2 protein-coding genes are annotated in these 12,329 nt (G+C 75.3%); both read right to left on the bottom strand.

Going from position 1 to position 12,329, the window contains the following annotated elements:
* On the bottom strand, positions 1-4,909 hold a 4,909-nt coding region (locus TU30_RS32175; RefSeq protein ID WP_042177045.1), incomplete at its 3' end, for a type I polyketide synthase.
* A gap of 10 nt (positions 4,910-4,919) precedes the next feature.
* Positions 4,920-12,329: type I polyketide synthase (locus TU30_RS32170; protein WP_042177043.1), on the bottom strand; the 7,410-nt coding region annotated here is incomplete at its 5' end.

Raw genomic sequence — 12,329 nt, 5'->3', positions numbered from 1 at the left:
CCTCACCCAGGTCGAAGGCACGGTAGGCCACCCGCTCGACCGACCGCGGATCACGGATGTCGGTCTTGCCCATCTCCAGGAACCGGCCACCGTCGGCCGTCAGCCGCAACGACGCATCCACGAACTCCCCGGCCAGCGCGTTCAGAACCACATCCACGCCCCGGCCACCGGTCACCGCCCGGAACTTCTCCTCGAAACCCAGATCACGCGAGGACGCGATGTGATCCTCGTCCAGACCCAGACCCCGCAAAGCCTCCCACTTGCCCTCACTCGCAGTCGCGAACACCTCCGCACCCAGATGCCGCGCCAACTGCACCGCCGCCATCCCCACACCGCCCGCACCGGCATGCACCAGCACCGACTCCCCCGCCCGCACACCCGCAAGATCACGGAACGCGTACAGGGCGGTCAGGAACACCAGCGGCATCGACGCCGCCTGCTCGTCCGTCCACCCGTCGGGGACGCGGACCAGGAACCGCTCGTCGATCAGGACATCGGTGCCCAGACCGCCGGGCACCATGCCCATCACCCGGTCACCGGGCCGCAGTCCGGTGACCTCGGAGCCGGTCCCGGTCACGACACCGACCGCCTCGGCGCCGAGGAGTCCGGCCTCACCCGGGTACATGCCGAGCGCGTTGAGCACGTCGCGGAAGTTCAGCCCGGCCGCCCGCACCGCGAGGCGCACCTGCCGGCCCTCCGGCGCCTGCAGCGCTTCCGGGGAGGGGGCGAGAGTGAGGGCGTCCAGGCTGCCCTTGGCGGTGCTGTCCAGCCGCCAGGGGCCGTGGGCCGGGAGCAGGCTCGCGCCGCTGGTCAGCCGGGCGAGCCGGGCGACGCGTACGGTGTCGTCACGGACCACGAACTGGGTGTCGCCCCCGGCCAGCAGGACGGGCAGGCGTCTCAGGATCGTGCCGGCATCGGCGCCCGTGGTGTCCGTGTCGAGGTCGAGCAGGGCGAAGCGGCCCGGGTTCTCGGCCTCGGCGCTGCGGACCAGGCCCCAGGCGGCGGCAGCGGCGAGATCGCGCACCTGCTCGCCGGTGGAGGCGGCGACGGCGCCGCGCGTGACGAACAGCAGCCGGGACGGTCCGGACGGGTTCAGCTCCAGCCACTCGCGCACCAGGTCGAGGGCGCGGGCGGTGAGGGTGTGGGCGGCGGCGGGCAGCTCGCCGCCGCCGTCCAGCGGTGCCAGGACGAGCTCGGGCTGCGGGGAGGCGGCCAGGCTGTCGGCGAGGGTGGTGACGGTGGTGCCCGGCAATCCCGTGCCGGTGCCGAGGACGGCGCAGTGGACGTCCGTGTCAGTGCCGGTGTCGGTGGCGGGGGTCCACTGGAGGCGGAGCAGGCCGTCCTGTTCGCTGGTGCGCAGCGTGGGTGCCTGGATGGCTGAGGGGACGCGCAGGATCAGCGACTCGGCGGACAGCACGGGCGCGCCCTCGACGTCGACCGCGGCGATGGAGACGGAGTCCTCGCCGACGCGGGCGACGCGGACGCGGACCACGGAGGCGCCGCCCGCGTGCAGGGACACCCCGGACCAGGAGAACGGCAGCAGCTTCTTGCCGTCGCCGAGGCCGACGAAGCCGACGGACTGCACGGCGGCGTCGAGCAGGGCCGGATGCATGCCGTAGTACTCGGCGTCGTCGACCTGGCTCGGCAGGGAGACCTCGACGAACGCCTCGTCGCCGCGCCGCCAGACGGCGCGCAGCCCCTGGAAGACGGGGCCGTACTCGGTGCGGTCGTAGAAGCCCTCGAGGTCGGCGGCGACGGCGCCGCGCGGGGGCCAGACACTCGCGTCGAAGGCGGTGGTGCGCTCGCCGGTGGTGAGGACGCCGTTGGCGTGTTCCGTCCAGCGCTGCTCCGGGTCGTCCATGGTCTGCGAGTAGACGGTGACCTTGCGGGCGCCGGTCTCGTCCGGGGCGCCGACCCACACCTGGACGACGGCGGCGGCGTTCTCGGTGAGGATGAGCGGTTTGGCGAGGGTGAGTTCGTCGATGCGGTCGCAGCCGACCTGGTCGCCGGCGCGGACGGCGAGTTCCAGGAAGCCGGTGGCCGGGAAGGCGACGACGCCGCCGACCGTGTGGTCCATCAGCCAGGGGTGGGTCTGCGCCGAGAGACGTCCGGTGAACAGGACCCCGTCGAGTCCCGCGAGGGAGACCGCGGCGCCCAGCAGGGGGTGTTCGGCGGAGACGAGGCCGGCGGCCGACACGTCGCCGGCGGCGGCCATCAGGACGGGCCAGTACCGCTCGTGCTGCCACGGGTAGGTGGGCAGGTCGGCGCGGCGCGCGCCGGTCCCGTCGAAGCAGCGGGCCCAGTCGACGCGTACGCCCGCGACGTGGAGCCGGGACAGCGCGGTGAGCAGGGCGCGTTCCTCGGCGCGGTCCTTGCGCAGGGCGGCCGCGGACACGGTGTCGGTGGCGCCGTCGAGCACCTGCGCGGCCATCGCGGTCAGGACGCCGTCGGGACCCAGTTCCAGGAAGGCGTCGGCGCCGGCACCGGCCAGGGCGCGCACGCCGTCGGCGAAGCGCACGGCTTCCCGTACGTGGCGCACCCAGTAGTCGGCCGAGCACAGCAGCTCCGGGCCGGCGATCTCACCGGTCAGGTTGGAGACGACCGGGACGAGCGGCTCGTGGTAGGTCAGTGCCTGCGCGACGTCGCGGAAGGCGTCGAGCATCGGCTCCATCAGCGGCGAGTGGAAGGCGTGACTCACCGGAAGGCGCTGCGTCTTGCGTCCATGGGCGGCGAACTCGGCTGCGAGCGCGAGGACTTCGGTCTCGACGCCGGCGACGACCACGGCGTCCGGGCCGTTGACCGCGGCCACCGACACGCCGCCGGTCAGCTTGCGGGTGATCTCCTCCTCGGTGGCCTGGAGCGCCATCATGGTGCCGCCGGCCGGGAGGTCCTGCATCAGCCGGGCGCGGGCGGCGACCAGCGTGCAGGCGTCGTCCAGGGACAGGACGCCCGCCACGTGGGCGGCGGCGATCTCGCCGACCGAGTGGCCTCCGACGAACTCCGGTGTCACGCCCCACGACTCGACGAGCCGGTAGAGCGCGACCTCGACGGCGAACAGCGCGGGCTGGGTGTAGCCGGTGGTGTCGAGGAGTTCCGCCTCGGGGGTGCGGCGTCCGGCGAAGACGACGTCGCGCAGCGGCCGGTCGAGTTCGCGGTCGAGCCGGTGCAGTACGGCGTCGAGGGCTTCGGCGAACACGGGGAAGCGGGCGTACAGTTCACGGCCCATGCCGGGCCGCTGGGAGCCCTGGCCGGAGAACAGGACGGCCAGTGACCGTTCCGTGGCCCGGCCGCGGGCCACCTCGGCGGGTACACCGTCGGCGCCGGTGAGCAGCACGGCCCGGTGGTCGAAGACCGAGCGGCCGGTGGCGAGGGAGTAGCCGGTGTCGAGCGCGCCGGCGTCGGTGGGTGCGGTGATCTGCGCGAGCCGGTCCCGCAGGGCGTCCTCGGTCTTGGCGGAGACCGGCCACGGCACGACCGTCGGAGTGAGGGACGGGGCGGCGGGCTCTTCGGGCTGCGGGGCCGGTTCGGCCTGTTCCAGCAGGACGTGGGCGTTGGTGCCGCTGATGCCGAACGAGGACACGCCGGCCCGGCGGGGGCGGCCGGTCTCCGGCCAGGGGGCGCGCTCGCCCAGGAGCCGGACGGCGCCCGCGCTCCAGTCGACGTGCCGGGACGGCCGGTCCGCGTGCAGGGTGGGCGGCAGGACGCCGTGACGCATGGCCATGACCATCTTGATGACGCCGGCGACACCGGCGGCGGCCTGGGCGTGGCCGATGTTCGACTTGATCGAGCCGAGCATCAGGGGACGTTCGGGGTCGCGGCCCTGGCCGTAGGTGGCGAGCAGGGCCTGCGCCTCGATGGGGTCGCCGAGGGGGGTGCCGGTGCCGTGCGCCTCGACGGCGTCGATGTCGGCGGTGGTCAGGCCGGCGGACTGCAGGGCGCGCTGGATGACGCGCTGCTGGGAGGGGCCGTTGGGGGCGGTGAAGCCGTTGGAGGCGCCGTCCTGGTTGACGGCGGAGCCGCGGATCACGGCGAGCACGGGGTGGCCGTTGCGGCGGGCGTCGGAGAGGCGTTCCAGCAGGAGCATGCCGACGCCCTCGGACCAGCCGGTGCCGTCGGCGTCGTCGGAGAAGGCCTTGCAGCGGCCGTCGCCGGCCAGGCCGCCCTGGCGGCTGAACTCCATCAGGGAGCCGGGCGCGGACATGACGTTGACGCCGCCCGCGAGGGCGAGGCCGCACTCCCCCGCGCGCAGGGCGTGGGCGGCGGCGTGCAGGGCGACCAGGGAGGAGGAGCAGGCGGTGTCGACGGTGACCGCCGGGCCCTCCAGGCCGAGGGTGTAGGACAGGCGGCCGGAGGTGGCACTGGCGGCGATGCCGGTGCCGATGTCACCGGTGGCGTCGGCCAGGGAGCGGACCAGCAGGTAGGCGTAGTCCTGTCCGTTGGTGCCGACGAAGACTCCTGTGGCGCTGCCTCGCAGGCTCTGCGGATCGATGCCGGCCCGTTCCAGGGCCTCCCAGGACGTCTCCAGCAGCAGGCGCTGCTGCGGGTCCATGGAGACGGCCTCGCGGGGCGAGATCCCGAAGAAGGCGGCGTCGAAGTCGGCGACGCCGTCGAGGAATCCGCCCTGCTGGCTGACGGAGTGGCCGCGCGCGTCCGTACCGGCGTCGCGCAGGGCGTCGAGGTCCCAGCCGCGGTCGGTGGGAAAGCCCGAGATGGCGTCGGTGCCGGTGTCGACGAGCCGCCACAGGTCCTCGGGGGAGGAGATGCCTCCGGGGTAGCGGCAGCTCATCGCGACGACGGCGACGGGTTCCGCGGCGGCTGCCGCGAGTTCCCGGTTCTGCCGTCGCAGCCGTTCGGTCTCCTTGAGCGAGGCCCGGAGAGCTTCGACAACTTTTTCGCTGGGCGTGGTCATGGTCGCTCCGTCAGTCCCGCTGGTCGTCAAGGTTGCCGTTGAGTGCCGCCTGCACCAGGTCGTCGACCTCCATGGCGTCGATGGACGCGTCGGAGACGTCCTCGGGGCCGGTGCCCTCCGCCTGCGCCCCGGCCGCTGCCGGAATCCGCCCGGCGAGCTTCAGGAGCGGTTCCAGGACGCCGAGCTCGCGCAGCCGGTCGAGGGAGACCGAGGCGAGGACGGCGCGCAGCGCGTTCTCGTCGGTGGTCTCGCCGCCCGGTGTGTCGCCGGGCAGCAGTTCGCCGAGGACGTGCTCGGCGAGGGCGGCGGGGGTGGGGTGGTCGAAGACGAGGGTGGCGGACAGGGTGAGTCCGGTGGCGGCGCCGAGCTGGTTGCGCAGCTCGACGGCGCCGAGTGAGTCGAAGCCGAGGTCGCGGAAGGCCCGGTCGGGGCCGACCAGGTCGGTTCCGGTGTGGCCGAGGACGTCGGCGGCGCGTTCCCGTACCAGGGTGAGCACGGTCTGCAGGCGCCGGTTGCCGGGCAGCCGGGTCAGCCGGTCGCGCAGTCCGGGCGCGGCGCGTTCGGCGTCGCGTCCGGCGGTGTTCGCGGCGGCGGTGAGAGCGGCGTACGCGGGCATCTCCGCGAGGAGGCTGCTGGGCCGTACGGTGGTGAAGGCGCGCACGAACCGCTCCGGGTCGACGTCGGCGACGACCGCGACGGGGTCGCCGCCGGTGACGGTCTGGCGCAGTGCCAGGACCGCGAGGTCCGGGTCGAGCGGCCGGATGCCGGTGCGCCGGGCAAGGGCGGTGGCGCGGTCGTCGCCGGCCATGCCGTCGCCGCCCCAGGCGCCGTAGGCGACGGAGGTGGCGGGCAGGCCGTCGGCGCGGCGGCGTTCGGCGAGGGCGTCGAGGACCGCGTTGGCCGCCGCGTAGTTGCCCTGGCCGGGGTTGCCGACCGCGGCGGACGCGGAGGAGAACAGGGCGAAGACGTCCAGGTCGTGGTTCCGGGTCAGCTCGTCCAGCAGGAGCGCGCCGGTGACCTTGGCGTGGAAGACCGCTTCGAACCGCTCGGGGGTCAGGCTGTCGAGCACACCGTCGTCGAGGACGCCCGCGGTGTGCACGACGCCGGTGAGGGGTGCGTGGCCGGGGATGTCCGCGAGGACGGCGGCCAGGGCGGCCCGGTCGGCCGTGTCGCAGGCGGTGAGGGTGACCTCGGCGCCGAGTTCGGCGAGTTCGGCCCGGAGCTTGCCCGCGCCGGGCGCGTCGGGGCCGCTGCGGCTGAGGAGCACCAGGTGGCGGGCGCCGGCGCCGGCGAGACGGCGGGCGACGTGGGCGCCGAGGGCGCCGGTGCCGCCGGTGATCAGGACGGTGCCGGTGGGCTGCCAGTCGCGGGGGGCGCCGGGCTGCACGGCGGCGAGTCGGCGGCCGAAGACCGCGGCGGACCGGACGGCGAGCTGGTCCTCGCCCTCGGGGTCGGCGAGGACGGCCGCGAACCGCTGTGCGGACCGCTCGTCGAGGGTTTCGGGCAGGTCTACGGTGCCGCCCCAGCGGTGCGGGTACTCCAGGGCCGCGACCCGGCCGAGGCCGTGCACGGCGGCCTGGAGCGGCGCGGGTACGCGTTCGCCGGGCGAGACGGCGACGGCGCCGCGGGTGAGGCACCACAGCGGTGCGTCGACGCGGGCGTCGCCGAGCGCCTGGAGCAGGGCGGTGGTGAGGGTGGCGCCGCGCGGGGTGCCGGGGGCCTGCGGGTCGTGGCCCCCGGCAAGGGCGAGCAGTGATACCACGCCGGTGAACGGGGCGTCCCCGTCGTGGAGTTCACGCAGCCGGGCGGCGAGGTCGGCGCGGTCGGCGCCGGTCGTCTCCAGGCGGACGGTCGCGGGGCCGAGGAGGCCCAGCACCTCGGCGGTCCACGGGTCGTCGTCGTGTCCGGCGGGCAGCACGGCCAGCCAGGTGCCGGCCGGGGTGCCGGTGGTGGCGGCCCGGTTCAGGGGGCGCCAGGCGATGCGCTGGCGCCAGCCGTCCACGGTGCTCTGGTCGCCGCGCTTGCGGCGCCAGTCCCGCAGCGCGGGCAGCACCCGGGACAGGGACTCCCCGTCGACGCCCAGGTCACCGGCGAGAGCGTCGAAGTCCTCGTCCTGGACGGCGGACCAGAACGCGGCGTCCCCGTCGTCGGCGGCCGGCGCGGTGTCCGGGGTGGCGGGAGCGGCGTCGGGCCAGAACCGGCGGCGCCGGAAGGCGTACGTCGGCAGGTCGACGCGGCGGGCGCCGGTGCCGTCGAGCAGCGCGGACCAGTCCAGGGGCTGGCCGGCGGCGTGCAGCCGGGCCACCGCGCCGATCAGGGAACGCTCCTCGTCGCGTCCGGTGCGCAGCGCCGGTACGGCGGCCGGGGCCGGGCGGTTGTCGTCGGCGAGGGCGTCGAAGGTGTCCTGCGCCAGGGAGCAGAGCACGCCGTCGGGTCCCAGCTCCAGGTAGCGGGTGGCACCGCGGGCGGCGAGGGTGCGTACGCCGTCGCCGAACCGGACGGCGCGGCGCACGTGTTCGACCCAGTACCCGGGGTCGCACACCCGTTCCGGTGCGGCCGTCTCCCCGGTGAGGTTCGACACCAGGGGCAGCGTTGGCGAGGTGTACGAGACGCTCCGGGTGACCCGTCCGAAGTCCTGAAGCATGGCGTCCATGTGCAGGGAGTGAAACGCATGGCTCACCCGCAAACGCCTAGTCTTCCGGCCGAGTGCGGTGAACTCCTCGGCGAGGGCGGTGACCGCGTCCTCGTCGCCGGAGATCACGACCGCGTCGGGGCCGTTGACGGCGGCCAGTGACATCCGGTCGCCGAGCCGTGCGGCGACCTCCGCCTCGCTCGCCCGTACGGCGATCATGGCGCCGCCGGCCGGGAGGGCCTGCATCAGGCGGGCGCGGGCGGCGACGACCGTGCAGGCGTCCTCCAGGGTGAACACCCCGGCGACGTGGGCGGCGGCGATCTCGCCGACGGAGTGCCCGGCCAGCAGGTCCGGACGGACGCCCCAGGACTCGACCAGCCGGTACAGGGCGACACCGAGGGCGAACAGCGCGGGCTGGGTGTAGCCGGTGGTGTCCAGCAGGGCCGCCTCGGACGTGCCCTCCTGCGCGAACATCACCTCGCGCAGCGGCCGGTCGAGCTCCGGGTCGAGGCAGGCCGCGACGGCGTCCAGGGCCTCGGCGAACACCGGGTAGCGGGCGTACAGTTCACGGCCGGCGCCGGGCCGCTGGGAGCCCTGGCCGGGGAAGAGGAACGCGGTCCGGCCACCGGGGGCGGCCCGGCCCCGCAGGACGTCCGGTCCGGTCCGGTCCTCGGCGAGCGCGGTGAGCGCGTCGACGAGTTCGGCCCGGTCGGCGGCGACGAGCACGGCGCGGTGCTCGAACGCCGAGCGGGTGGTGCCGAGGGACAGCGCCAGGTCGGCGACCGAGTCGGTGCAGTGCGCGGCGTCCGGGTCCGCGCCGTCGGTGAGCCGGGCGCGCAGGCGGTCCGCCTGGTCGGCCAGGGCGTCCCGGGTGACGGCGGACAGGGCCACGGGCAGCGGTCCGGCGGTCGCCGGGGTCTCCTCGGCGGACGGGACGGGCGCGGTGCCGTCGGCGTCGGCGTCGGCGTCGGCCGTGGGCTGTTCCAGGACGACGTGGGCGTTGGTGCCACTGGCACCGAAGGAGGACACGCCCGCGCGGCGCGGACGCCCGGTCTCGGGCCAGGCGGTTTCCTCGGTCAGCAGCCGTACGGCGTCCGGGTCCCAGGCGACGTGCGAGGACGGCGTGCCGACGTGCAGGGTCTTCGGCAGGGTGCCGTGCCGCATCGCCAGCACCATCTTGATGACGCCGGCGACGCCGGAGGCTGCCTGGGTGTGGCCGAGGTTGGACTTCAGCGAGCCGAGCAGCAGCGGCCGCTGCGGGTCACGGTCCTGGCCGTAGGTGGCGTGCAGCGCCTGCGCCTCGATCGGGTCGCCGAGCGCGGTGCCGGTGCCGTGCGCCTCGACGGCGTCGACGTCGTGGGCGGTGAGGCCCGCGGCGGTCAGCGCCTTGCGGATGACGCGCTGCTGGGAGGGGCCGTTGGGGGCGGTGAGACCGTTGGAGGCGCCGTCCTGGTTGACGGCGGAACCGCGCAGCACGGCCAGGACCTGGTGGCCGTTGCGGCGGGCGTCGGAGAGGCGCTCGACGACGAGCATGCCCACGCCCTCGGCCCACGCGGTGCCGTCGGCGTCGTCGGAGAAGGCCTTGCAGCGGCCGTCCGGGGACAGGGCGCCCATCTCTCCGAACTCGACGAAGCCGACCGGGGTCGACATCACGGTGACACCGCCCGCGAGGGCGATGGAGCACTCGCCGTTGCGCAGGGCCTGCGCCGCGAGGTGCAGCGCGACCAGCGACGACGAGCAGGCCGTGTCGACGCTGACCGAGGGCCCTTCCAGGCCGAGGGTGTAGGACAGGCGGCCGGAGAGCAGGCTCGCCGACTGGGCGGTCTCGACGTGGCCGACCTGGCCGATGGCGGGACGGTAGTCGCCGCTGCCGCCGCCGACGAAGACGCCGGTGTCACCACCGCGCAGCCCGGCCGGGTCGATGCCGGCCCGTTCCAGGGCCTCCCAGGCGGCCTCCAGCACGATCCGCTGCTGCGGGTCGATGACGAGGGCCTCACGCGGGGAGATGCCGAAGAAGTCGGGGTCGAAGTCGGCGACGTCGTACAGGAATCCGCCGTGGCGGGTGACGCTGCGGCCCCGGCCGTCCCGGTCCCCGTTCAGGAGCCGGTCCAGGTCCCAGCCGCGGTCGGTGGGGAAGGCGCCGATGGCGTCGGTGCCGGCGACGGCCAGCTCCCACAGGTCCTCGGGCGAGCGCACTCCGCCCGGGTAGCGGCAGCTCATGCCGACGACGACGATCGGGTCGTCGGCCGTCCCGGCGTCCGTCCCGTGCGCGGCCGGGGCGGCCGGGCCGGTGTCCTCGCCGAGGAGCCCGGTCAGCAGGTGGGCGGCGAGCGCGGTGGGCGTCGGGTAGTCGAAGACCAGGGTGGCGGGCAGGGTGAGTCCGGTCGCGGCGGCGAGCTGGTTGCGCAGGTCGACGGCGGTCAGCGAGTCGAACCCGAGGTCCTTGAAGGCCTGTTCGGCGGGTACGGCGTCGGCGCCCGCGTGGCCGAGCACCGAGGCGACCTCGGTACGGACCAGGTCCAGCGCGTACGGGAGGCGGTCCCTCTCGTCCAGCTGCCGCAACCGGGTGCGGAGCGTGGCGGCGGTGCCCGCGTCCGCGCGGACGCCGTCGGCCGCGGCCGGCGCGCGTCGCACCTCGGGCAGTTCGGTGAACAGGCGGCCGGGCCGGGTGCGGGTGAAGGCGGGTGCGAAGCGGTCCCACCGTACATCGGCGACGGTCACCGAGGCCGGTGCCGTCGGGTCGGCGACGGCGTCGCCGACGACCGTGCCGAGCACGGTCAGGGCCCGGTGCGGGTCCATGGCGGGCAGGCCGTTGGCGCGCAGGTGGGCGGCGAGCCCGTCCGGGCCGGCGCCGGCCCAGGCACCCCAGGAGACGGCGACCGCGTTGCCACCGCGTGTCCGGCGTTCCTGGGCGACGGCGTCCAGGTAGGCGCCCGCTGCGGCACCGGCTCCCTGACCGCTGACGCCCCAGACTCCGGAGATGGAGCCGAAGACGACGAAGGCGTCCAGGCTCCGGCCCCCGGTGGCCGCGTCCAGCGCGTCGAGGTCCCGGCGTACGGCGGCGAGGAGGGCGTCCGCGCCGGGTGCACCGGCGCCTTCGGCGGGGGCGCCGTCGTCGCCGGTGTGGATCACGGCGGTGAGCGGACGGCCGTCGGGCAGGGCGTCCACCGCCGCGGTGAGCGCGGAGGGGTCCGCCGGGTCGTGCACGACCACCGTTACGTCGGTCTCCAGTTCGGAGAGTTCGGCACGCAGGGCGTCGAGCGCGTCGGTGTCGGCCTCGCCGCGGACGGCCAGCAGCACTCCGGTGGCGCCGTTCCCGGCCAGCCAGCGGGCGACGTGGCCGGCGAAGCCCTCGGGGCCGCCGGTGACCAGCACGGTGCCGGTGGGCCGCCACGGGGCGTCCGGGCGCTGTGCCGCCGCCCGGACCAGGCGCCGGCCGTAGGCGCCGGAGGCGCGCAGCGCGACCTGGTCCTCGGCGTCGGGTCCGGTCGCGGTCAGGACGGCCCGCAGACGCGCGGCGGTGCGGGCGCCGGCCACGTGGTCGACGTCGACGAGACCGCCCCACCGGTCGGGCCGCTCCAGGGCGGTGACCCGGCCGAGGCCCCAGACCGCCGCCTGCACGGGGTCCGCACCGGCGTCGGAACGGCCCACGGAGACGGCACCCCGGGTGACGGCCCACGGGCGGCCGGCGATCCCGGCGTCGTCCAGGGCGTCCAGCAGGGCGTCGGGCCAGGCACCACCGGACGGCAGGGCACGGTCGGCGCCGCCGTCCGCCGCCGCGGCGGCGGCGGCGAACAGGGAGACCACACCGGCGTACTCGGTACCGTCGGCGGCCTCCGCCAGACGTGCGGCGAGAGCGGCGTCGTCCGGAGCGCAGACCACGCGCACCGCGTCGGCGCCGAGAGCACCGGCGACGGCCTCGGCCCACGGGTCACCGTCGAGCACGGCCGGAATCAGCACGAGCCAGGGCCCCTCGGCCATCGAGGACCCCGGGGCGGTGGTGGCAGAGGCGGAGGCAGTCAGTGGACGCCAGCTCACCCGGTAACGCCAGCCGTCCACCAGGGACCGCTCGTTGAGCCCGCGGCGCCACGAGGAGAGCGCGGGCAGCACGTCCGACAGGACGGTGCCGTCCAGGTCGAGCGTGGCGGACAGCGCCTGAAGGTCCTCGCGTTCCACGGCGGCCCAGAAGGCGGCGTCCACCGGGTCCTGCCCGGCTCCCGCGCCGGGCGCGGCGGCCGGTTCGGGCCAGTAGTGCTCGCGCTGGAAGGTGTAGGTGGGCAGCTCGGTGCGGCGGGCGCCGGTCCCGCGGAACCAGGCGTCCCAGTCGATGTCCACGCCGGTGGCGTGGAGCCGGGCCAGCGCGGTGAGCAGCGCGGTCTCCTCGGAGCGGTCCTTGCGCAGCACCGGCACCGACACGACGTCCTCATCGCCGTCCAGCACCCGCGCGGCCATCCCGGTCAGGACACCGTCGGGGCCCAGCTCCAGGAACGCGTTCACACCGGCACCGGCCAGCGCCCCCACACCGTCGGCGAAGCGGACGGTGTCGCGGACGTGGCGCACCCAGTACTCGGCCGAACACAGCAGGGCGGGATCGGCGACCTCACCGGTCACGTTGGACACGACCGGGATGACCGGCTCGGTGTACGTCAGCTGCTCCGCGACCTCGCGGAAGGCGTCGAGCATCGGCTCCATCAGCGGCGAGTGGAAGGCATGACTGACGGACAGGCGCTGCGTCTTGCGACCCAGGGCGGCGAACTCCTCCGCAAGTGCCACGACTTCGGCCTCGGC

Origin of the sequence: Streptomyces sp. NBRC 110035 (assembly GCF_000829695.1) — a bacterium.
GTDB lineage: Bacteria > Actinomycetota > Actinomycetes > Streptomycetales > Streptomycetaceae > Streptomyces.
Note: the sequence above shows the minus strand (reverse complement) of the source record. Positions and strands in the feature narration are given on the sequence as shown.